Origin of the sequence: Shinella sp. S4-D37, assembly GCF_040812195.1 — a bacterium.
Lineage (GTDB): Bacteria > Pseudomonadota > Alphaproteobacteria > Rhizobiales > Rhizobiaceae > Shinella.
In genome coordinates this window covers 1381117-1403498 of sequence record NZ_JBFNXL010000005.1, presented here as the reverse complement: position 1 = coordinate 1403498, position 22382 = coordinate 1381117, and the positions used below count along the sequence as shown (strand labels likewise).

Genomic DNA, 22382 nt, shown 5'->3' with positions numbered 1-22382 from the left:
GCCGGAGGCCTTCGGTCATTGGGCGGCTCCCGACGCATCGCCCGTCGCGGCCGGGCCGGCGAGGGATTGCTTGACGACGCCGTCCTCGTCGATCGTCACGTCCACCGGCCTGACGGCGGCGCCGGCGGAGATCTTCTGGAAGCCGTCGACGATCAGGCGATCGCCGTCCTTCAGGCCGTCGGTGACGATCCAGTCGTTGCCGCTCGTGCCTTCGGTGGAAAGCGTGCGCTGCTCGACCTTGCTGTCGGCGGAAACCACATAGGCGATCGGCTCGCCCGCACCGCTGCGCTGGACCGCGCGCTGCGGCACCAGGAAGGTGTTCGGCATGGTGCCGAGATCGACGGAGGCGCGCACGAACATGCCCGGCAGCAGGATGCGCTCGGGATTGGGGAAGCTTGCGCGCAGCGTGAAGGTGCCGGTGCTTTCGCTGACATTGACCGTCGCCAGCGAGATCGTGCCGGCAGCCTTGTAGTCCGCGCCGTTCTCCAGCGTCAGCCTGACGCTCGGCGCGCCTTCCCCCTCACGACCGAGGCGCCCGGCCTCGACGTCCTGGCGGATCCGCAGGAGGTTGGCGCTGGTATCGACGAGATCGACATTGACGGGATCGATCTGGCGGATCGTCGCCAGCGCATCCGTCTGGTTCTGGGTGACGAGCGAGCCGACGCTGACGCCCGCCGTGCCGATGATGCCGGCGATCGGCGCCTCGATCACCGTGTTGTCGAGATCGATGCGCGCCGTCTCCAGGCTGGCCTTCGCCGCCTCCACGTCGGCCTTCGCCTGGAGCAGCGCCGCCCGCGCCTCGTCCAGCGACTGCTGGCTCACCGCGCTCTGCGATTGCAGCCGCTCGTTCCGGTCGAAGGCGACCTGCGCGGATTGCTCGGTCGCCTCGGCACGGGACAGGGCGGCGGCCGCCGCCGCATAGGCCGCGCGGAACTTCGCGTCACGCACCTTGAAGAGGATGTCGCCCGCCTTGACCTGCCGCCCCTCGCGGAAAACGATGCTCTCGATGATGCCGTCGATCTGCGGGCGGATTTCCGCCGTGGCACGCGCCACGACGCGGCCGGAAAGCTGCGCGTGGCGCGGCACGGATTGGCCTTTGAGAACCACGACACCCACCTCGATCGCGGAAGGCGCGCCCCCGCCGGGAGGAGCGCTTCCGCCGCCTTGATCCGAGCAGGCCGCCAGAAGGAGGCCGGCGGCCACCAGGCCGATCCTCAGGGTCTTCACGCGCATCGTGCACCTTTTCATTGGCGGCGGGTCTCGATCCTGCCGGCGTGTTATTTACAAAACTCATGAGTACCATTAATTTCCACCGGACGACATTGTCAATGGCCTCCGGAATCCCATGCCCGAAACACCCGCCTTCCCCCCCGCCGCCGCAAGCAGGACCCGCGGCCGGCCGAAACGTGCCACACCGGCCGAGCAGCGCGCGAAAATCGTCGCGGCGACGCGCGACCTGTTCCTCGCCCGCGGCTATGGCGGGACGACCATGAGCGACGTCGCCGCCCATTGCCGCGCCTCCAAACGCACGCTCTACGAACTCTTCCCTTCCAAGACCGACCTGCTCGGCGCGATCATCGAGCAGCATCGCGAGAGCATGCTGGCCCTTCCCGGGGACTATGAGGGGCTTGACCTCGCGCAAGCCCTCGAACGGATCTTCCAGGTCGATATCGGTGAGGAGGAAGATAAGGCGCGCGCGGCGTTTCTCAATCTCACCATCGTCGAAGCCGTGCGCTATCCCGAGGTCGGCGAGATGATGCGACGCCTCGGCGGCCTGCGGGCGCATGCCCTGCTCACGCAATGGCTGGAGGGGGAAAGGCTGGCCGGGCGGCTCTTCGTCGACGACACGGCCAGCGCGGCGCGGATGCTCATGGACATGATGTTCGGCGCGATCGTGACGAAGACGGGCACGGGCGCCGAATGGCCCGGCCTCGATGCGCGCAAGGATTATATGCGGCGCTGCATCCGCATCTTCGTCTACGGCATCGGCAACCCGCCGGTGCCCGTCCCCGGTCAGACGTAGAGTTCCCGCTCGCCGAAGGGATCGCCGTCCTCGAAGTTGCGCGTGCCGATGCGCGAAGTGTCTTCGTCCGCCGACCCCTGCGCCGTCTGCTGGCGGGCCGAGCCCGCCTCCCTTGCCGCCTTCAGCGCGGCGATCTCGGCCTTGAGGCTGGCGATGGCCTCCTGAAGTTCCGCCTTCGCGTCCTCGTCCTGCGCCTCGGCAAGCTCGCCTTGCTTGCTGGAGAGCTGCGCTTCGAGCGCGGAAAGGCTGCCGCCGCCCGACGAGGATGTCAGCGTCACGGCCGCCGATGTCGATGAGGAAACTGCTGCGACCATGTCGATCCACCAAACCGTTTTCGATAGGCTGACATTGATCACACAGAAATTGAGATACCCTCAGCACATCTTTCGTACCGGCCCGCACAGCGCGCCGGATTGCCAATCCGGTCCGGGCGAACTAGGTTCGGCCGGTCTGAGCGCCCTGGACCGCCATGCCTGAACCGAACCGGAAACCCGATATTCCGCCGCCGAGGGGGCCGGCCTTTCGGTTGTCATCCCTGTTTGCCATGAGCAAGCCGAGCGCCCGGCGCTGGCCGTTCGCGCTGCGCGCGGCCCTGGCGATGGGCGTTCCGGCCGCCGCCGGCTGGCTGGCCGGCGACCTGCCGGCGGGCCTGATGGCGACGATCGGCGGCTTCACCGCCGTCTATGGCAACGACCGGCCGTTCGTGAACCGCGCCTTCCATCTCGGCGCCATCGCCATCGCCTTCGCGCTTGCCGTCATGATCGGCGTGGCGGCGGGCGGCGCCGTATGGCTGACCATTCCGGTGATAGCGCTGATAGCGACCGCCGCCGCCTTCCTGTGCAGCGCCCTGAAGGTCTCGCCGCCCGGCGCCTATCTCTTTACGCTCGCGGTCGCCGCCGGCACGGCAATGGGCGCCGAGCATCTCGCCTGGTGGCATGTGGGCGCGCTCGTCTTCGCCGGCGGGGCCTTCGCCTGGATGCTGCATATGGCCGGCGCGGTCTTCGCGCCGCGCGGGCCGGAGGTGCAGGCCTTGAAGGCGGCCGCCCGCGCGGTCGGCGCCTTCCTTTCCGCCGCCGGAACGCCGCGCGCCGATATCGCCCGGCACCAGGCGGCCATCGCCCTGCATCTCGCCTGGACCGCGCTGGTCGGCCAGCAGCCGGTGCAGCCCCGCCCGGACGGCACGCTGACGCGGCTGCGCATGGAAGGCCGGGAACTGCACATGATCTTCGCCGAGGCGATCAACGCTTCGGTGGCGGGCGAACCCATCCCGCAGGCAAGCGTCGAGCGCGTGGAGGCCATCGCCCGGCAGGGGTCGATGCCGCGCGACGTCACCGATCCGGGCCACATCCCCCTCGGGCGCGTCAGCGGCTGGCAATTGCTGAGGGAAAGCGCAAGGCCGGGCGCGCAGCCGTTCGAGATCGGCCTGCGGGTGGCCGTGGCCGCGGCGGTCAGCGGGCTCATCGGCTGGGTGACGAATATCGAGCATGCCTACTGGATCACCGCCGCGGCCGTGCTGATGCTCTACCAGGGGCTCGACCGGGCGACGATGCTGGAGCGGGGGATCCAGCGGGTCGGCGGCACGCTGATCGGCACGGTGCTGGCCGGCGGCGTGCTGTTTCTGCATCCCCAGGGGCTGTGGCTCGCCGCGACCGTCATGGTGCTGCAATTCATCATCGAGATGCTGGTGCTCCGGAACTACGGCTTGGCCGTCGTGTTCATCACGGCGATTGCGCTGACCATCGCCGCCGGCGGCCAACCGGTGCCGGATATACCGCACCAGGTCTGGATCCGCGCCGAGGACACGATTTTGGGCTGCGCGATCGGCATCGCGGTGTTTCTGCTGCTGGCAAGGCGCGACGCCACCCGGGCGATCGCGCAGGCGCTGCTGCGCAGCTGGGGCGCGATCGACCTCGTCGCCCAGCGCCTTTCCTCCGGCGATGCCGATACGGCGGAGGCACGCAGCGCCCGGCGCAACCTCCAGCATCACACGATCCTCTTGCTGCAGAGCTTCGACACCGCCGTCGGCAGCAGCACGGACAGCCGCGTCGCCGCCGAACCGCTCTGGCCCGCCGTGGTCGCCACCCAGCGCCTCGCCTATCGCCTGCTTGCCGCCGCATGGCGGATCGAAGCCGCCGCGGCGACGGACGGGAATGCCGCCCTGGCGGAGGACCTGTTCGGCAAGGACGGCGCGGCGCAATTGCACGCCGCGCTCGCCGAAATCATCGCCGCGTTCCACAAGGGCGCCGCGCCGCCTCGCCTGCCGGGCCTTCCCGCCTTTCTCGATGCGGAAGTCCGGCTGCTCGGCAACTCGATCGTCGCCGCGGCCCACCGCGCGTGACGGGCTATTCCTTCACCGCGCCCGTCATGGACGAGACGTAGTAGTCGACGAAGAAGGAATAGAGGATGACGACCGGCAGCGAGCCGAAGAGCGCCCCCGCCATGAGCGATCCCCATTCGAAGACGTCGCCGCGCACGAGTTCCGTCAGCACGCCCACCGGCACCGTCTTGTTCTCCGAGGACTGGATGAAGGTGAGCGCGTAGATGAACTCGTTCCACGACAGCGTGAAGGCGAAGATGCCCGCCGAGATCAGGCCCGGCACGGCGAGCGGCAGGATGATCCTGATGAGGATCTGCCAGCGCGAGGCGCCGTCCACCAGCGCGCTTTCCTCCAGCTCGAAGGGGATGGAGCGGAAATAGCCCATCAAGAGCCAGGTGCAGAAGGGGATGAGAAAGGTCGGATAGGTGAAGATCAGCGCGAGGCGCGAATCGTACATGCCGAGCTTGAAGACGATGAAGGCGAGCGGGATGAAGAGGATCGACGGCGGCACGAGATAGGCGAGGAAGATGAGCAGGCCGACGGAGCGCGAGCCCGTGAAGCGCACGCGCTCGATCGCATAGGCGCCGAAGACGGAGGCGGCGAGCGACAGGACGGTCGAGCAGACCGCCACCAGCATCGTGTTCCACAGCCAGCCCGGATAGGATGTCTCGAAAAGCAGGTACTTGATGTGGTCGAGCGTCGGCCCGACGACCCAGAACGGGCTATAGTTGTTGTAGTCGGTGAGCTGCGCGTTCGGCTTCACCGCCGTGATCCCCATCCAGTAGAACGGGAAAAGCAGCACGAAGACGAAGACGGCCATCGGCAGGTAGAGCGTGACGACGCGGCGCGGCAGGCGGTTGAGATAGCTCATCCCTTCCTTGTCGTCGGTCAGGACGTCGGCGGGGATCGTGGTCTTGGTGCTCATGGTCTTCCTCCCGGTCTCAATCCTGGCCGCCCTGCTGCCATTTGCGGCGTTGCAGGCCGAAGAAACTGAACATGATGGCGGCGAGCAGGAACGGCACCATCGCCACGGCGATCGCCGCGCCCTCGCCGAGCTGCCCGCCGGGAATGCCGCGCTGGAAGGAGAGCGTCGCCATCAGGTGCGTCGCGTTCACCGGCCCGCCCTTCGTCAGCACGTAGATCAGCTGGAAATCGGTGAAGGTGAAGAGGACGGAGAAGGTCATCACCACGGCGATGATCGGCGTCAGCATGGGAAGCGTCACATAGCGGAAGCGCTGCCAGCCCGTCGCCCCGTCGAGCGAGGCGGCCTCCTGCAGCGAGGCGGGAATGGTCTGCAGGCCCGCCAGCAGCGAGATCGCGACGAAGGGAATGCCGCGCCAGACATTGGCGGCGATCACCGAGGCCCGCGCATTGTTGGCGTCGCCCAAAAAGTTGATGGGGCCGTCAATGACGCCGAGCCGGATCAGCGACCAGGAGATGATCGAGAACTGGCTGTCGTAGATCCACCAGAAGGCCAGCGCCGACAGCACCGTCGGCACGACCCAGGGAAGCAGCACGACGGCACGGAAGAAGGACTTGAACGGCAGGTTCTGGTTGAGAAGCAGCGCCAGCCAGAGCCCGAGCGCGAATTTCAGGACCGAGGCGACGATCGTGTAGAGCAGCGTGTTGAAGACCGAGAGCCAGAAGACCTTGTCCTGCGCCAGGAACGCGTAGTTCTCCAGCCCGATGAAGACGCCGTCCCGCCCGATCCGCGTGTCGGTGAAGCCGAGCCACACGCCGAGGCCGAGCGGATAGGTGAGGAAGCAGAGGAGGAATACGGCGGCCGGCACCATGAAGAGGAAGCCGAGCACATTGTTGTTCTGCATCAGCGACGCCATGGCGGATGGCGGCTTACCGGACGGCACGACGGACATGGCTTCTCCTCTCAATCTCGTCTGGAAACCCCGGCGGCGCGATGCCGCCGGGGCCTGAAGCGGTACGTCCCGTCAGACGCGATAGTAGCGGTTGGCGCGGCGTTCGGCTTCGGCCGCCGCCTCTTCCGGCGTCATCTGGCCGGTCACGGCCGCCGCGAACATGTCGACGAGCACGTAGTCGGCCATCACGCCGGCCGACGCATAGCCCAGCGGGCCGGCATAGCCGTTCGGGCGCAGCGTCTCGGAAGCCCGCGCATAGGGCGCGTGGATCGGATCGGCCGTCCAGATCGGGTTGTCGGCGAAGGCCTTGAGCGGCTGGCAGCAATAGGCGCTCGCCCCCGTGATCCAGGCATTCATCTGGTCGGCCTCCATCATGAACTTGATGTAGGCCTTGGCCGCTTCCGGATACTTCGTGTGGCTGAAGAGCAGGAGCGAGCTCGTCTGGTGCAGCTCGACGCTCTGGCCGACCGGGCCGATCGGGAAGTTGGTCGTGCGCATGTCCGCCGCGATCTCGGCCAGCGCCGGGTCCTTCTTCGCCGCATAGTAGGCCGAGACGCCGTTGGCGATCAGCGATACCTGGCCGGCGAGGAAGGCGCGGTTGTTGTTGATGTCCTGCCAGCTCTCCGTGCCGGGGATGAAGGTCTCGTAGAGCGCCTTGGCATAGTTGATCGCCTTGATCGTCTCCGGGCTGTTGATGGAGACGACGCCGCCCTCGTCGACCATCTTGCCGCCATGGCTCCACAAGAGCCAGTGGGCATAGTTGTTGCCGTCGCCGACGGCCTTGCCGTGCGGGAAGCCGGCGGGCGTGCCCTTGGCCTTCAGCGCCTTGCACAGTTCAAGGAAGCCGTCCGTGTCCTTCGGGAACTCCTTGAAGCCGGCGGCCTCCATGTGGCTCTGGCGGTAGACGACCGCGTTGCCGATGGCCGTCAGCGGCATGGCGATGAACTTGTCGCCGCGCATCGCATAGCCCTTCATGCCGTCGTACCAGCCGCCGTACTTGCCGCCGAGATAGTTGGCGAGATCCGTCAGGTCGACCAGCTTGTCGGGATACTGGTGGGCATCGTCGAACCAGCACATGACCATGTCGGGGCCGGAGCCCACATTGGCGGCAACGGCCGCCTTCGGGCGGATGTCCTCCCAGCTTTCCTTGTCGACGCGGACCTCGACGCCGGTCGCCTCGGTGAACTTCTTGGTGTTGGCGAGCCAGGCGTCCTCGTCGCCCTGCACGAACGGCGTCCAGCGCAGGAGGCGAAGGCTGGCGCCCTCCTCCGGCGTGTAGGTCGGCTCGGCCGCCTGGGCGAAGCTCGGACGGATGCCGAGGCCGGCAAGGCCGGCCGCAGCGGCGGATGCTGCAAGAAAATCGCGTCTTTTGAACGTCATTTGCACTCCTCCTAGGATGCGGGCTTTGCTCGTTCGAGCATCCGCCGTCCCGCTTGGGCGAATGCCTCGCATCGGTGCCCGGCCTGGCCGGGACCCAATCACCGCACATGCCTCCGGGCCCCTCCTCCCGACGGCGCAAGACGATGTTCAGTCGACGAGCCTGACGCCCGTCTCCGCATCGAACAGATGCACATGGTTCGCATCGATCGAAACGCGGATCGTCTCGCCGGGGCGCACGTTCACCCGCTCGCGAAAGACGCAGGTGACCTCCGCGCCGCCGAACCTGACGACCAGCTGCGTCTCGTAGCCGGTGGGCTCGATCACCACGACCTCCGCCGGCAGGCCTGCCGCGTCGAGGCTGATATATTCGGGCCTGAGGCCATAGACGAGGTTCTTGCCGGCGGCTGCGGCCGGCGGGCGCGCGACCGGCAGGCGCGTGCCGTCCGCCGTGACGAAGGCATGGGCATCGCCGGGGTCGAGCCGGCCTGAGATCATGGTCATGGCGGGCGAGCCGATGAAGCCCGCGACGAAGAGGTTCGCCGGGTTGTCGTAGAGATCGAGCGGCGCGCCGACCTGCTCGACGATGCCGTCATGCATGACGACGATCTTGTCGGCCATGGTCATGGCCTCGATCTGGTCGTGGGTGACATAGACCGTCGTCGTCTTGAGGCGCTGGTGAAGCCCCTTGATCTCCGCGCGCATGGCCACGCGCAGCTTCGCGTCGAGGTTGGAAAGCGGCTCGTCGAACAGGAAGACCTGCGGATCGCGCACGATGGCGCGCCCCATCGCGACGCGCTGGCGCTGGCCGCCGGAAAGCTGGCGCGGATAGCGGTCCAGGAGCTTGGACAGCCCGAGGATGTCGGCCGCCTTGGCGACGCGGCTGTCGATCTCGGATTTCGGGCTGCCGGCGAGCATCAGCGAGAAGGCCATGTTGGCCGCCACGGTCATGTGCGGGTAGAGCGCGTAGTTCTGGAACACCATGGCGATGTCGCGCTCTTTCGGCGGCAGCGTGTTGACCACCCGCTCGCCGATACGGATCTCGCCGGCCGTGATGTTCTCCAGCCCCGCCAGCATGCGCAGCAGCGTGGACTTGCCGCAGCCGGACGGGCCGACCAGGATCACGAACTCGCCGTCCTCGATCTTGATATCGACGCCCTTGATAACCGGAAAAGCGCCGAAGGATTTCCTCACATCGACGAAGTCGACACCTGCCATATGCGTTCCTCCCAGAACCGATTTGCCGTGCCGTGCCGGGGGCGGGTCCTCCTCAAGACCCTGCACCCCGGCCGGTCCGCCACGAACTATGCTTGCCCGTCAGCCATCTGCGATACGTCCCTGCAATTCATCCTCGATATGGATGCGGATGATCTCGTCGAACGTGCTTTCCGCCGTAAAACCCAGTTCGCGCGCACGCTGCGCGTCGAAGTCCGTCGCCCAGCCGGCGACGATCCGGCGGATCACCGGATCCGGCTCGCGCCGGATGAGGGCGACCGTCTTCGGCCCGGCGATCCGCCCCAGCGCCTCGATCTCCTCGCCGACGAGGGCGGAAAGGCCTGGCATGGTGAGATTGCGGCGCGGGCCGATGCGCGCGGTGTCCATGCGCGCGGCATGGACGAAGAAGCCGACCGCCGAGCGCGGGCTTGCAAACCAGTGGCGCACGTTCTCGTCCACCGGAAGCACGGCTTCCTTGCCGGCGAGCGGCTCGCGCAGGATGTTGGAGAAGAAGCCGGACGCGGCCTTGTTCGGCGTGCCCGGGCGGATGCAGATGGTCGGCAGGCGGATGCCGATGCCGTCGAACACACCCTTGCGCGTATAGTCGGCCAGCAGCAATTCGCTGATCGCCTTCTGCGTGCCGTAGCTCGTCAGCGGCGTGGTGAAGAACGTATCGCCGATCTTCTCCGGGAAGGGCTCGCCGAAGACCGCGATCGAGGAGGCGAAGATGACCCGCGGCGCATAGGGCGCCTGCAGGCCCTCCCGGCGGATCGCCTCGAAGAGGAAGCGCGTGCCGTCGAGGTTCACCTTGTAGCCGAGGTCGAAATCGGCCTCGGCCTCGCCCGAAACGATGGCGGCGAGGTGGAAGACGACGTCGGGGCGCCTGGCGACGAGGCTTTCGGCGACGCCGGGGTCCGAGACATCGAGCGCCAGCGCGGAGGCAATCGCCGAAAGCCCGGCCGGGACCGGCGGCGTCACGACGTCCACCAGCGTCATCGCCGCGACGTCGTAGCCGAGCACGCCGGGTTCGGCCGAAATCCTCTCCACCAGCTTGCGGCCGATCATGCCGGCCGCTCCGATCACCATTACATGCATGTGCGGCGGACCTCCCTGCGTCGTGCCTGCCCGGTGGACAGGACCTTCAATCCTGCTCCTGCCCGAAACCCTTCCCGGCTTTGCCGGCCTGTGCGACCAGTTCCCCGGTGGTCGCGTAGATGCGCTGCAGATGCGTGTGGAACGCCCGGGTGACCGCCTCGCGGTCGCGCCGGCGCAGCCCCTCGACGATCTCCAGATGATCGCGATAGCTCGCCTCGATCGCCCCCGGCCGCGACATGGCCGAGCGGCGGAAATCCATCATGTAGGTGTAGAGATCGGTGACGAAATCGGCGAGCAGCGGGTTGCCGCAGGCCCGATAGATCGAAACGTGGAACTCGCGGTCGCAGATGAGGAACCGCATGGCGTCGTCGCCGCCGGCCCGTTGCGCCTCCAGAAGGTCGTCGAGCTTGGCGAGGGTCTCCTCGTCGATGGTCTCGGCCGCATCGCCCACCACCTTCAGTTCGACATGCAGGCGCGCCGCATGCACGGCCTCCAGGTCGTAGTTGTTGATGGCGTTCGGCGAGACGATCGTCACCGGCAGGTCGCTGAGGTCGATCGCGGTGACGCGCGTGCGGCTGCCCTGCGCGACGTCGAGGATGTTGCGGGCGGCAAGCTGCCGGATGGCGCCGCGCACGGTCTCCCGGCTGACATGCATGACATTGGCGAGCTCGCGCTCGCCCGGCAATTCGTCCCCCGGCCGCAGCATGTTGGTCGCGATGAGGACCATGATCTTCTCGGCGATGAGGTCGCGCGCGGTGCGCCGGTCGAGCGCCTTGCCCACCTTCGGCATTTCGACCAGCACGGGACGTCCGCCCATCGCCATCTCGCCCTCCAACTGATCTACTGGTTGGTCCAGCAGATCAGTTGCCAGCAAAGCCGGAAAGGCTGGGCCCGTCAAGACAGCTTCGTCGCCGCGCCGCATCAAAAAGCCGCCCTCCGATTGTGCACCGCATGGTCGGCTCGCGGCGCGCGCGCACGCTCCAGCCAGCCGAGGCCGTCGAGGGTGGCGCCGGCGGGACGGTATTCGCAGCCGACCCAGCCGTCATAGCCGAGCGCATCGAGCGCCGCGAAGATGCGGAAATCGTCGAGTTCGCCGGTGCCGGGCTCCTGTCGCTTCGGCACGGAGGCGACCTGGACGTGGCCGATCACCGGCATCAGCGTTTCTAGGCCCGTCAGCACGTCGCCGTGCAGGATCTGGCGGTGGTAGATATCGAACTGGAGCCTCAGGTTCGGGTGCTCCAGCCGATCGATAATTTCGGCCGCCCGGTCGAAATCGTCGAGGAAATAGCCCGGCATGTCGCGCCGGTTTATCGGCTCGATGAGAAGCGTGCGCCCCGCCGCCCCCGCCGCATCGGCGGCAAAGCGCAGCGCGTCGAGATAGGCCGCGGCGGCGGCCGGATCGCCGACCGGGGCAAGGCCCGCCATCACATGCAGCAGCGGCGCATCCAGCGCCCGCGCATAGTCGAGGGCCGTCGCGACCGAGCGGCGGAATTCTTCCGCGCGCTCCGGCAGGGCCGCAAGCCCCCGCTCGCCCTTCGCCCAGTCCCCCGGCGGCAGGTTGAAGAGCACCTGCCGCAGGCCCGCCGCCCGCAGCGCCGCGGCGACGGCTTCGGTCGGATGGTCATAGGGGAACAGATACTCGACCGCCTCGAACCCCGCCTCCGCCGCCGCGCCGAATCGCTCCAGGAGCGGCCGCTCAGTGAACATCATGGAGAGGTTGGCGGCAAAGCGCGGCATCTCAGTCCTTCTCCTCCGGCCCCATGCCGGGAAGCGTGAGGCCGGATATGCCGGCGAGCAGCCGGGCGACGGACGAATCGTCGTCACGCCCCATGCCCGCCGCCTCCGTCATGACGAAAAGCTGCAGCGCGGCGCTCGTCACCGGCAGCGGGAATTTCTGCCGCCGTCCGAGATCGGAGACGATGCCGAGGTCCTTGGTGAAGATCGAGACGGCGCTCATCGGCGCATAATCGCCGGCCAGCACATGCGGAATGCGGTTCTCGAACATCCAGCTGTTGCCGGCCGATTTCGTGATGACGTCGAAGACGCGGGATATGTCGAGCCCGAGGCTCTTGGCGAAGGTGATCGCCTCGCAGGCAGCGGCGATGTGGACGCCGGCCAGGAGCTGGTTGACGATCTTGAACGACGAGCCGATACCGACGCTGTCGCCGAGCCGGTAGACGGTCTCGGCCATCGCGTCGAGCGCAGGGGCGGCGGCGGCAAAGGCCTCCGGCGACCCCGACCCCATGACCGTCAGCGCGCCGGCGCCCGCCTTCGCGGCGCCGCCGCTGATCGGCGCGTCGAGATAGAGAAGGCCGGCCTCCTCCGCGCGCCGTGCGAAATCCTGCGCCTCCTGCGGCGCCATGGTCGGCGAGGCGATGACGACGGCGCCCGGGCCGAGCGCCGCGGCGGCGCCGCCGGCGCCGAACAGCACGCTTTCGACCTGGGCCGCATTGACGACGACGAGGACGAGGATATCCGCCCCGCGCGCCGCCTCGGCGGCGCTTGGCGCCGCCCGGCCGCCCGCCGCCTCCAGCGCGCCCAGCGCATCGGGATTGGTGTCGTAGCCCGAGACGGAAAGGCCGGCGCGCAACAGCGACCGGGCCATGCCGATCCCCATGGCGCCTAGGCCGATCACTGCGACCGATTTCGCTGGATCCATCCCGTCCTCCCCGTCCGCTATTCTTATGACAGCGCTAACATATGTTCAGTCAAACACATTGACGGGAGGCTCGCAAGAAAAATATGTTAGCGCTGTCATTCGACCTGAAACCACCCTGAAAGACTGCGCATGCCGCCGACCAAACCCACCCTGACCGATGTCGCCCGCCTTGCCGGCGTGAGCGAGATCACCGTCTCGCGGGTCGTTCGCGGCAAGGGGCCGATCGCCGAGGAGACGCGCCAGCGCGTGCGCGGCGCGATCGAGGCGCTCGGCTATGTGCCGAACCGGGCGGCCGGCACGCTCGCCTCCTCGGCCTCGCTGTTCATCGGCGTCATCCTGCCCTCGATGCACAACATCGTCTTCCCGGAGGTGCTGCGCGGCATCTACGAGGGGCTGGCCGGCAGCCCCTACCAGCCGCTTCTCGGGGTCAGCGAATACGACCGCGAGAAGGAGCAGGAGATCCTCTCCTCGCTGCTCGCCTGGCAGCCGATGGCGATCATCACCGCCGGCTCGGACCACACGGACGTCACGCGCCGGCTGCTCAGGGAAAGCGGCGTGCGCGTCGTCGAACTGATGGATACGGAGGGCGATCCCGTCGATCTCGTCGTCGGCTTTTCCCACCGGCAGGCCGGTTACGACAGCGGCCGGCACCTGATCGCCCGGGGCTATCGTCGCATCGGCTATGTCGGCCACGACTGGGTCGCCGACCGGCGCGCGCGGCTGCGCTACGAAGGCCTCGTCGCCGCGCTCGCCGAGGCGGGCCTTACCCTTGCCGCGGAGGTGCATGTCGACGGGCCGAGTTCCGTCACCGGGGGGGCGGAGATGCTGGCCAGGCTGCTCGCCGGGGCGGATATCGACGCCGCCGTCTTCGTCAACGACGACATGGCGGTCGGCGGCTATTTCCACTGCCTTGCGGCCGGCATCGCGGTCAAGGAAGAGCTCGCGCTCTTCGGCTTCAACGGGCTCGACATCGGCCAGGCGATCCCCATGCCGCTGTCGACCGTCCGCTCCAACCGGTTCGAGATCGGCCGCATCGCCGCCGGGCGCATCATCGCCGAGCCGAGGCGGCCCGCCGAAACCGAGGTCGTGAATACGGGATACGAGATCATCGAGGGCGCGACCGCCTGAGGATAGGAAAGAAGGACGAGACATGTTCATAGGCGCCATTGCCGACGACCTGACGGGAGCGACAGACCTCTGCCTCATGCTGGCGCGCGGCGGCATGCGCGTGGTGCAGGCGATCGGCGTGCCGGACGCAAGCTTCGATTTCGGCGCGGCGGATGCCGTGGTCGTGGCGCTGAAATCGCGCACGCTTCCCAAGGCGGACGCCGTCGCCCAGTCGCTCGCGGCCGCCCGCCGGCTCCTCGATGCGGGCGCCCGGCAGCTCTTCTTCAAATATTGCTCGACCTTCGATTCGACCGACGAGGGCAATATCGGGCCGGTGAGCGAGGCGCTGCTGGAGGCGACCGGCGCCGCGCTGACCATCGCCTGCCCCGCCTTCCCGGCCAACGGCCGCACGGTCTACCGGGGCCACCTGTTCGTCGGCGACCTGCTGCTTTCCGACAGCCCGATGAAGGACCATCCGCTGACGCCGATGCGCGACGCCAACCTCGTGCGGGTGCTGCAGCGGCAGACGGCGCTGCCGGTCGGGCTCGTCGGCCATGAGACGGTGGAAAAGGGCGCGGGCGCAATCCGCGCGGCGCTCGACAAGGCCGAAGCGGACGGCCTGCGCATGCTCGTCGTCGATGCCGTGACGGACGACCAGCTCAGGGCCATCGGCACGGCCGCGGCGGGGCTGAAGCTCGTCACGGGCGGCTCGGGCGTCGCCATCGGCCTGCCCGCCAATTTCGGCTTCTCGCAAGGCGCGGGAAGCCACCGGCCCTTTCCCGCGCCGGCAGGGCGCGCGGCCATCATCGCCGGTTCCTGCTCCGCCGCCACTCGCCGGCAGATCGCCGCCGCGCGCGCCGCCGGCATTCCCGCGCTGAAGATCGATCCGCAGGACATCGCCGAAGGGCGGATGACGGCGGAGGCGGCGGCGCGCTGGATCATCGAGAGCGACCATGCCACGCCCCTTATCTTTTCAAGCGACGATCCCGCGGAGGTCGCAAGGGCGCAGGCCGCGCTCGGCCGGATGCGCGCCGGGGAACTGGTCGAGCATCTTCTGGCGGGCGTCGCGGTCCGGCTGAGGGATGCCGGCTTCCGCCGCTTCGTCGTCGCCGGCGGCGAGACCTCCGGCGCGGTCGTCAACGCGCTCGGCCCCGCCGCCCTTGCGATCGGGCCGGAGATCGACCCCGGCGTGCCCTGGACCGTCAGCCTCGACGGCGCCCCCCTGGCGCTGGCTCTGAAATCCGGCAATTTCGGCGCCGACGACTTCTTCCTCAAGGCATGGGAACTGCTGCAATGACCGCCATCATCTCCGAGGAAACCAGGACGCGCGACGCGATCGCCGCAGCCGGAAAATCCCTCTTCGACCGCGGGCTCACCTTCGGTTCGGCCGGCAATATCAGCGTGCGGCTTTCCAGCGGCGACATGCTGATGACGCCGACCAATGCCTCGCTCGGCGCGCTCGATCCGGCGCGGCTTTCGCGCTTTTCGGCGGAGGGCGTGCATACGGGCGGCGACAAGCCGACCAAGGAAGCCTTCCTGCACCAGTGCATGTATTGCAAGCGGCCGCAGAGCGCCGCCGTCGTGCACCTGCACTCCACCCATTCCGTCGCCGTCAGCATCCTTGCCGATACCGATCCGGAGGATGTGCTGCCGCCGCTGACCGCCTATTACGTCATGCGCGTGGGAGCCCTGCCGCTGGTGCCTTATTTCCCTCCAGGCGACGCGGCGCTGGCCGAGGCCGTGGCGTTGAGGGCGGAGAAGAGCCACGCCGTCCTGCTCGCCAACCACGGCCCCGTCGTCGCCGGCGCGACGCTCACGGATGCGCAGTACGCGACCGAGGAACTGGAGGAGACGGCCAAGCTCTTCCTTCTGCTCCGCGGCTCGGCGATCCGGCCGCTCACCGCCGGGCAGAAGGCCGCGCTCCTTCCGCAAGCGCCGCCGCCCGATCGCCACCGCCCGGAATGAGCCGGGCGATGGAGCGGGCGTCCCGCCGAAGGCCTGTCAGAGCCCCGCGACGCAGACATATTTCAGCTCAAGGAAGCCTTCGATGCCGTATTTGGAGCCTTCGCGGCCGAGGCCCGACTGCTTGACGCCGCCGAACGGCGCCATCTCGTTGGCGATCAGGCCGGAATTGACGCCGACGATGCCGGCCTCCAGCGCCTCGGCGACGCGCCAGACACGGGCCATGTCCCTGGCGTAGAAATAGGAGGCGAGGCCGTATTCGCTGTCGTTGGCCATGGCTATCACCTCGTCCTCGTCCCGGAAGGTGATGATCGGGGCGAGCGGCGCGAAGGTCTCCTCGCTCGCGACCTTCATCGCCTGCGTGACGCCGGTGATGACGGTCGGCTCGTAGAAGGTGCCGCCGAGCGCGCTACGCCTGCCGCCCGCGACCAGCTTGCCGCCCTTCTCCAGCGCATCGGCCACATGTTCCTCGATCTTGACGACGGCCTTGTCGTCGATCAGCGGGCCCTGGGTGATGCCGGCCTCGGTGCCCCGGCCGAGCGTGATGGCCGACACCTTCGCCAGCAGCTTCTCGGTGAAGGCTTCAACGACGCTTTCCTGCACATAGATGCGGTTGGCGCACACGCAGGTCTGGCCGGCATTGCGGAACTTCGAGATCATCGCGCCCTCAACGGCCGCGTCGAGATCGGCATCGTCGAAGACGATGAAGGGCGCGTTGCCGCCGAGTTCCAGCGACAGGCGCTTGATGCCGTCGGCGGCTTCCTTCATCAGCCAGCGGCCGACGCCGGTGGAGCCGGTGAAGGTGATCTTGGCGACCTTCGGATTGTGGCAGAACTCCTCGCCGATCGGCCGCGCCTCGCCGGTGACGACGGAGAAGACGCCGGCCGGCACCCCGGCCCGCTCGGCAAGCACGGCGAGCGCCAGCGCCGAAAGCGGCGTCTGCGAGGCGGGCTTCAAGAGCATGGAGCAGCCGGCGGCGAGCGCCGGGCCGGCCTTGCGGGTGATCATGCCGTTGGGGAAGTTCCAGGGCGTGATGGCGGCGCAGACGCCGACCGGCTGCTTCAGCACCATGATGCGCTGACCGGCATTGGCGCCGGGGATGATGTCGCCGTCGATGCGTTTCGCCTCCTCCGCGAACCATTCGAGATAGGCGGCGTTCGAGACCACCTCGCCCCGCGCCTCGGCCAGCGGCTTGCCCTGCTCGGCGGTCAGGATCAGCGCGAGGTCGTCGGCATTGTCGAGGATGAGATGGAACCAGGCATTGAGCACCTTCGCCCGCTCCTTGGCGCTGCGCCTGGCCCAAAGCTTTTGCGCGACCTCCGCGGCGTCGATGGCGGCGGCCACTTCCGCGCGCGACAGCGAGGGGACCTCGGCGATCACGGCGCCGTCGAAGGGATCGGTTACAGCGAAGGTGCGGCCGTCGACGGCAGAGGTCCAGCAGCCGTCGACGAAGGCCCTGTCGGCAAGCAGGCGTCCATCCTTGAGCGCGGTCTTGAGCGGGTGCGTCATGAGAGATCTCCGAAAAGCGTGAGGAAGGCGGGGGCGGCAAGCGAGATGCCGGACAGAAACAGGAGGCAGAAGGCGACGCGGCGAAGCCCCGTCGGCGTCAGCGGCGGCGGATAGCGGCGGGCAAGCGCCGTGAAGGCCATGACGGCCGGGATGCACAGAAGGCCCCACCAGAAGGAAGCCGAGGGCATGTCGCCCGCCCCGGCGACGAGCGCCAGGCGCAGCACCGCATTGACGGCGAAGACGGCGACGAGCGTTTCGCGGATGGCGGCGGGGCTGAGCGGCTGGCGATAGAAATGATAGACGAGCGGCGGCCCGGCCGTGGAGAACAGCCCGCCCATCACCCCTGCAATCGCCCCGAAGAAGGCGAAGGAGGCCGGCCCCGACGGCGTGTCCAGCGGCGCGGGTTTGAGGAGCAACTGGATGCTGGAGAGCACGATGATCGCGCCGAGCACCAATTTCAGCCATTCGAGCGAGGACGAGACCAGCAGCCCCAGCAGCCAGTAGCCGACGACGAGGAAGACGAGGCTGACGAAGATCACCAGCAGGAATTCGCGCTTGGCGATCTCGCGCCACCCCCTGGCGAGCACCTGCGCCGCATTGACGATGGCGAGGATGCCGACGAGCACGGCCGCATCGGGCAGCGGCACGACGCCGGTCAGCCCGACGCCGCCCATGAACAGCAGGCCGAGCGCAAAACCGGTCAGCGTCTGCACATAGGAGGCGCCCGCCGCCAGCAGCAGCAGGACGGCAAGGCTCGACACGTCCATGGTCAGAGCGTCCCGATGCCCGCGAAGAGGTTTTCGCGCGCCGCGCCGGCGCGGTAGAAGACAGCCGGCTGGCCGAGCGGGGCCGGAACGGTCGCCTCGCGGCCGCCCTCATGCGCCTTGCCGCTCCAGACATGCACCCAGTTCGCGCCCTTCGGCAGGTAGACGCTACGCTCCTCTTCGCCCGCCTTCCAGACGGGGGCGACGAGCAGGTCGGCGCCGTAGAGATAGGCGTCCTGGATGGCATAGGTGGCGCGGTCGTCCTCGTGATGCAGGAAGAGCGGGCGCTGGACGGGCAGGCCCGTCTCGGCCGCTTCCGCGGAAAGGCTTTTGAGGTAGGGCGCCAGATGCACGTAGATCGCCGTCATGCGGGCGAAATGGGAAAGCACCGCCGCGTCCTGGTCGATCTGCAGGTTGTCGCGCGGGCGGTTGCCCTCGTGGCTGCGCATGACCGACGTGAACGCCGCCATCTCGGCCCAGCGCATCAGGAGTTCCGGCGTGCGGACATTGCCGAAGAGGCTGGTGTAACCGCCGATATCGGAATGGTGATAGGCATTGCCGAGAAGGCCCGAGGACAGCGCGCCGCAGATCACCGTGACGAGGCCGTCATGGCGCGAGAAATCCACCGACTGGTCCCCGCCCCACAAAAGCGGGCAATGGGCCTGCACGCCGGTATAGCCCGCGCGCATGAAGAACAGCGCCTCGCCGGTCTTGCCGCGGCTCTCCACGGCCTTCGCGTTCACCTCGGCCCAGAGCGTCGGCCAGGCATTGTGCATCAGCTTGGCGTCGACGCCGTTCGAAAGCTTCACGTCGATCGGGAGATACTCGCCGAAATCCGCCATCCAGCCGGAAAGGCCGAAATCCAGCATGTTCTCGCCGATCACCCGGTCGGCGAACCAGGCGGCCGCGCCCGGATTGGTGAAATCCACCACGCCGCAATCGAACTCGCCGAAATCGACCAGCGCGGTCTTGCCCTCGGCGTTCGTCGCGAAATAACCCTTCACCTCGGCCTCCGGGAAGAGCGAGCCGTCGACGCACAGATAGGGGTTCACGTAGCCGAGGAAGCGGATGTTCTCGTCGGCAAGCTCGGCGATTTTCTGGCGCAGGTGCGGATAGCGCTCCTCATTGCCCACCCAGTCCCAGAAGAGGCGTGCGCCGAAGGTGGTGTGGCGCAGGCCCACCCAGTCCTCGCACCAGAGCCCCGAGACCTTCACGCCGGCGGCGCGCATCTTTTCGAGGCGCTCGAAGGAGCCCTTGCCGTCCTTGAGGCCGATGATCGCGCCCTGGTAGACCCAATCCGGCAACTGCGGCTGGCGGCCGAAGCGCAGCGAGAGCTTTCCGACGAGATCGCGGAAGGTGGCGGCCGCGAAGAACTCGATCCTTTCCGGCACGTCCCAGACTTCCACCTCGTGAAAGCCGTCGCGGCGGAAATCGAAGGCGGCATAGGCGGTCGTATCGACATGCAGCGCATAGCGGCGGGAAGAGACGTAGGTCGGCTGGGGGTAATTGGTGTTGTAATAGTCGCCGCCGGCCTTGCCGGTCACGTCGGACTGGAAGGTGATCGCCGTCGTCTTGTCGCGGCCGACGCCGGGCTCCGACGTCCAGAGCGGGAAGCGGCGGCCGCGCAGGTCGAAATAGGACATCTGCTCGCCGGCGCCCCAGACATGCTCGTCCTTTTCCGCGACGGTGCGCAGCCAGAGGCGGTTGATCGAGGCGTCCGGCGCTTCAAGGCGAAGGCTGTCGCCGCCGACCGTCACGACGAGGCGCACCGGCTGGCCGGGCGCGCTGGAAAGGCGGATCGTCTCGCCCTCGATATCGGCATGGGTGAGCGCCACACGCTCCACCACATAATCCTCGATGTCGAAATTGCCGCGATACATGTCCATCCGCTCCTCGCCGCGGCCGGCGAAGAAAGCGGGGTTTTCCGCCGTGTGGGCGATGATCGGACGGTCGTCGAGGGAGAGCGTGAAGCCGGTGGCGGTCTTTGCGAGGAGCATGGCGGAAACCTTCAGTTCTGCGTGAGGCCGGCGTCGACGATGAAATTGGCGCCGGTGCAGCCGCCGCTCTCATCGGAGCCGAGGAAGAGTGCGAGCCGCGCGACATGGCCGGCGTCGAGGCGGAATTTCAGGGATTGCAGGTCGATGAACTTCTGGCTTTCCTCCGGCCCCGCCCAGAGCGCCTTCTGCCGCTCGGTGACGATGGCGCCCGGCACGATGCAGTTGACGCGGATGCCGTCCGGCCCGAGGTCGCGGGCGAGCGTGCGCGTCATGCCGTTGATCGCGGCCTTGGCCGTCGTGTAGCCGACCATGACCGGGTTGCCGCGCATCCAGGAGACCGAGCCCATCATGACGATGGAGCCCCCGCCCTTCTCGCGCATGCCTTTCGCAACCGCCTGCGTGGCGAAAAACTGGTGGTCGAGGTTCAGCGCCAGCATGCGTCGCCAGTAATCCGGCTCCACCTCGTCCATACGGTGACGGTCGTCCTTGCCGGCATTGTTGACGAGGACGTCGACCGCGCCGTGCCGCACCTCGACCTTCGCCACCGCATCGCGCAGCGCCGGAATGTCCGTGAGGTCGCAGGCATGAAAATCCGCGCCCGTCGCCTCCGCCGTCGCCTTGCCGGCCGTCTCGTCGATATCGAGGAAGGAGACGCGCGCGCCCTGCGCGCGGAAGGCCGCCACCATGGCCTCGCCGATGCCGGAAGCGCCGCCGGTGATCAGCACATTGCGGCCTTCGAGCGAATGATAGCGGACGGTATCGTAGGTCATGGCATGCCTCAGCGGGCTGGGTTGAACAGGGGCCGAGCGAGGCCGGCGACGTCGGTGCGCATGGAGAACAGCGCGCCGGAAAGCGGATATTCGACAAGCTCCTCGTCGGGTCGGCCGATGGAGGCGCTGGTGCAATAGAGCGTCTTCAGGTCCGGGCCGCCGAAGGCGATCATGGTCGGGCATTTCGCCGGGACGGGATATTCGGCAAGCAGCCTGCCGTCCGGCGCATAGCGCTGCACCCGGCCGCCCTCGTAGAGCGCCGACCAGTAGCAGCCCTCGGCATCCACCGCCCCGCCGTCCGGCCGGCCCTTGTCCGTCTCGCTGCCGAAGCGGGCGAAGACCTGCCGGTTCGTCGCCTCGCCCGTCGCGGCGTCGTAGTCACAGGCGTAAAGCGTGTAGCGCAGCGTATCGGAATGGTAGAGCCGCCGGCCGTCCGGCGAGAAGGCGACGCCGTTGGAGGTGAGCAGCCCGGCGGCAAGGCACGTCAGGCCGCTTCTGTCGTAGCGGTAAAGGCTGGCTATGCCCTTTTCGCGCGTCTCGTCCACCGTGCCGGCGATGAAGCGGCCGGCGGGATCGACGCCGCCGTCGTTGAAGCGGCTGATCGCCTGGTCCTCGGGATTGTCCACGAGCTTCTTGCGCAGCGTACCATCCGCATCGATGAGCCAGAGGCCGGAGCGCAGGCCCGCGATGAAGCCGCCGCCCTCGGCAAGGCCGATGCAGCCGACTTCCTCGGGCAGCTCCATCGCACCGAGCGATTCCGTTGTCGGATCGTAGCGGTGGATGCGGCAGCGCTTGATATCGACGAAATAGAGCGCCTGTTCGGCAACCGACCAGAGCGGGCATTCGCCGAGCGCAGCCGTAAAATCGAGGACGGGGGCAAAACCTTGTTCCACCGCGCCGCCCTCAGTAAGCCGCCATGGGCGTTGCGGGCGCCTTCTCGACGCCCTTCATCTGGCCGAGCCATTCGCTGGCGCGGCCGGTCATCAGGGCGATGTCGGAGGCGATGGCGGCGTAGTCGTAGCCGTAGCCGATGAAGCGCTTCACCATGTCGGGATTCGGGCCGACGATGCCGACGGGCTTGCCGGCCGCATGGGCGTCCTTCGCCGCCTTCTCGATCAGCGCCTGCACCTCGGGATGGGCGATATTGCCGATATGGCCCATGGCGGCCGAGAGGTCGCCGGGGCCGACGAACAGCGCATCGATGCCCTCGACGGCGGCGATCTCCGGCAGGCGCTCGATGGCCTCCGGCGTTTCGAACTGCACGATGGTGCAGATGTCGTCGTTTGCGGATTTCAGGTAATTCGGGATCGTGCCGAAGCGCGAGCCGCGATGCACGGCCGCGACGCCCCGGATGCCATGCGGCGGATAGCGCGTATAGGACGCGGCGGCCCTCGCCTCCTCGGCATTCTGCACGAAGGGCAGCATGACGGTGCGCGCGCCGGCATCGAGCGCGCGCTTCACCAGCACCTGGTCGTTCCAGGCGAGCCGCACCACGCTGTCTGCCGGCGTGCAGCCGATGGCGCGCAGGATATGGGCGAGATCGGTGAACTCGACCGGCACATGCTCCATGTCGACCACGAGGAAATCGAAGCCGCCATAGCCGAGGGCTTCCGCCGTCGCGGGCGCGGCGGCCATCAGCCAGGTGCCGAGCGGGGTGGCGCGCGAAGCATCGCCGAGCCAGGACTTGAAGGGGTTGTTGCTGCTCATGGGTTG

The 22382-nt window shown here is 67.9% G+C and carries 21 protein-coding genes; 5 read left to right on the top strand and 16 right to left on the bottom strand.

Annotated features, from left to right (window positions below; translation table 11 throughout):
• Window positions 1-15: 15 nt before the first annotated feature.
• Window positions 16-1233 (bottom strand): efflux RND transporter periplasmic adaptor subunit, encoded by a 1218-nt coding sequence (locus AB3G45_RS14230; protein ID WP_367831185.1) that lies wholly within the window; start codon window positions 1231-1233, stop codon window positions 16-18.
• Window positions 1234-1345: 112 nt separating this feature from the next.
• Here AB3G45_RS14230 and AB3G45_RS14225 point away from each other — a divergent pair, with 112 nt between their 5' ends.
• Complete coding sequence (locus AB3G45_RS14225; protein ID WP_367831184.1) at window positions 1346-2023, top strand: TetR/AcrR family transcriptional regulator; 678 nt, start codon at window positions 1346-1348, stop codon at window positions 2021-2023.
• Here AB3G45_RS14225 and AB3G45_RS14220 read toward each other — a convergent pair.
• Window positions 2014-2337: a hypothetical protein gene (locus AB3G45_RS14220; RefSeq protein ID WP_367831183.1), complete on the bottom strand. Its 324-nt coding sequence runs from the start codon at window positions 2335-2337 to the stop codon at window positions 2014-2016. The two genes, AB3G45_RS14225 and AB3G45_RS14220, sit on opposite strands and share 10 nt — an antisense overlap.
• 230 nt (window positions 2338-2567) lie before the next feature.
• Here AB3G45_RS14220 and AB3G45_RS14215 point away from each other — a divergent pair, with 230 nt between their 5' ends.
• A complete protein-coding gene (locus tag AB3G45_RS14215; protein ID WP_367831182.1) occupies window positions 2568-4361 on the top strand; it encodes an FUSC family protein in 1794 nt (597 codons plus the stop codon).
• A gap of 4 nt (window positions 4362-4365) precedes the next feature.
• On the opposite strand, the gene AB3G45_RS14210 is transcribed toward AB3G45_RS14215, so the two are convergent.
• The 8 genes from AB3G45_RS14210 to ltnD form a co-directional block, all read right to left on the bottom strand.
• Window positions 4366-5265 (bottom strand): carbohydrate ABC transporter permease, encoded by a 900-nt coding sequence (locus tag AB3G45_RS14210; RefSeq protein WP_367831181.1) that lies wholly within the window; start codon window positions 5263-5265, stop codon window positions 4366-4368.
• A gap of 16 nt (window positions 5266-5281) precedes the next feature.
• Window positions 5282-6214 carry a carbohydrate ABC transporter permease gene (locus tag AB3G45_RS14205; protein ID WP_367831180.1) on the bottom strand — a complete coding sequence of 311 codons (933 nt, stop codon included), beginning with the start codon at window positions 6212-6214 and terminating at the stop codon, window positions 5282-5284.
• A gap of 72 nt (window positions 6215-6286) precedes the next feature.
• On the bottom strand, window positions 6287-7594 hold the full coding sequence (locus AB3G45_RS14200; protein ID WP_367831179.1) for an ABC transporter substrate-binding protein: 1308 nt from the start codon (window positions 7592-7594) through the stop codon (window positions 6287-6289).
• Between the two features lie 147 nt (window positions 7595-7741).
• Window positions 7742-8809 (bottom strand): ABC transporter ATP-binding protein, encoded by a 1068-nt coding sequence (locus tag AB3G45_RS14195; RefSeq protein ID WP_367831178.1) that lies wholly within the window; start codon window positions 8807-8809, stop codon window positions 7742-7744.
• A 99-nt stretch (window positions 8810-8908) separates the two neighbouring features.
• Window positions 8909-9901: a D-erythronate dehydrogenase gene (gene denD, locus AB3G45_RS14190; protein WP_367831177.1), complete on the bottom strand. Its 993-nt coding sequence runs from the start codon at window positions 9899-9901 to the stop codon at window positions 8909-8911.
• Window positions 9902-9947: 46 nt separating this feature from the next.
• Entirely contained in the window at window positions 9948-10718 is a 771-nt protein-coding gene (locus tag AB3G45_RS14185; RefSeq protein ID WP_367831176.1) for a FadR/GntR family transcriptional regulator, read from the bottom strand.
• Between the two features lie 104 nt (window positions 10719-10822).
• Window positions 10823-11638, bottom strand: a complete 816-nt coding sequence (gene otnI / locus AB3G45_RS14180; protein ID WP_367831175.1) for a 2-oxo-tetronate isomerase — start codon at window positions 11636-11638, stop codon at window positions 10823-10825.
• Between the two features lies 1 nt (window position 11639).
• A complete protein-coding gene (gene ltnD, locus AB3G45_RS14175) occupies window positions 11640-12560 on the bottom strand; it encodes an L-threonate dehydrogenase (RefSeq protein ID WP_367831174.1) in 921 nt (306 codons plus the stop codon).
• Between the two features lie 129 nt (window positions 12561-12689).
• Here ltnD and AB3G45_RS14170 point away from each other — a divergent pair, with 129 nt between their 5' ends.
• The 3 genes from AB3G45_RS14170 to otnC are packed head-to-tail and all read left to right on the top strand — an operon-like array spanning window position 12690 to window position 15632.
• Entirely contained in the window at window positions 12690-13688 is a 999-nt protein-coding gene (locus AB3G45_RS14170; RefSeq protein ID WP_367831173.1) for a LacI family DNA-binding transcriptional regulator, read from the top strand.
• Between the two features lie 22 nt (window positions 13689-13710).
• The gene (otnK, locus tag AB3G45_RS14165; protein WP_367831172.1) at window positions 13711-14964 is read left to right on the top strand and encodes a 3-oxo-tetronate kinase; all 1254 of its coding nucleotides are present in this window, start codon (window positions 13711-13713) and stop codon (window positions 14962-14964) included.
• Complete coding sequence (otnC, locus tag AB3G45_RS14160; protein ID WP_367831171.1) at window positions 14961-15632, top strand: 3-oxo-tetronate 4-phosphate decarboxylase; 672 nt, start codon at window positions 14961-14963, stop codon at window positions 15630-15632. Before otnK ends, otnC begins: the two co-directional genes overlap by 4 nt.
• A gap of 36 nt (window positions 15633-15668) precedes the next feature.
• Here otnC and AB3G45_RS14155 read toward each other — a convergent pair whose 3' ends face one another.
• The 6 genes from AB3G45_RS14155 to AB3G45_RS14130 are packed head-to-tail and all read right to left on the bottom strand — an operon-like array spanning window position 15669 to window position 22376.
• Entirely contained in the window at window positions 15669-17138 is a 1470-nt protein-coding gene (locus AB3G45_RS14155) for an NAD-dependent succinate-semialdehyde dehydrogenase (RefSeq protein WP_367831170.1), read from the bottom strand.
• A complete protein-coding gene (locus AB3G45_RS14150) occupies window positions 17135-17905 on the bottom strand; it encodes a TSUP family transporter (RefSeq protein ID WP_367831169.1) in 771 nt (256 codons plus the stop codon). The genes AB3G45_RS14155 and AB3G45_RS14150 overlap by 4 nt, the downstream gene beginning before the upstream one ends.
• 2 nt (window positions 17906-17907) lie before the next feature.
• Window positions 17908-19899 carry an alpha-glucosidase gene (locus AB3G45_RS14145; protein ID WP_367831168.1) on the bottom strand — a complete coding sequence of 664 codons (1992 nt, stop codon included), beginning with the start codon at window positions 19897-19899 and terminating at the stop codon, window positions 17908-17910.
• Window positions 19900-19910: 11 nt separating this feature from the next.
• Window positions 19911-20669 carry an SDR family NAD(P)-dependent oxidoreductase gene (locus AB3G45_RS14140; protein ID WP_367831167.1) on the bottom strand — a complete coding sequence of 253 codons (759 nt, stop codon included), beginning with the start codon at window positions 20667-20669 and terminating at the stop codon, window positions 19911-19913.
• Between the two features lie 8 nt (window positions 20670-20677).
• Entirely contained in the window at window positions 20678-21562 is an 885-nt protein-coding gene (locus AB3G45_RS14135; protein WP_367831166.1) for an SMP-30/gluconolactonase/LRE family protein, read from the bottom strand.
• 10 nt (window positions 21563-21572) lie between these two features.
• A complete protein-coding gene (locus AB3G45_RS14130; RefSeq protein ID WP_367831165.1) occupies window positions 21573-22376 on the bottom strand; it encodes an HpcH/HpaI aldolase/citrate lyase family protein in 804 nt (267 codons plus the stop codon).
• Window positions 22377-22382: the final 6 nt, after the last annotated feature.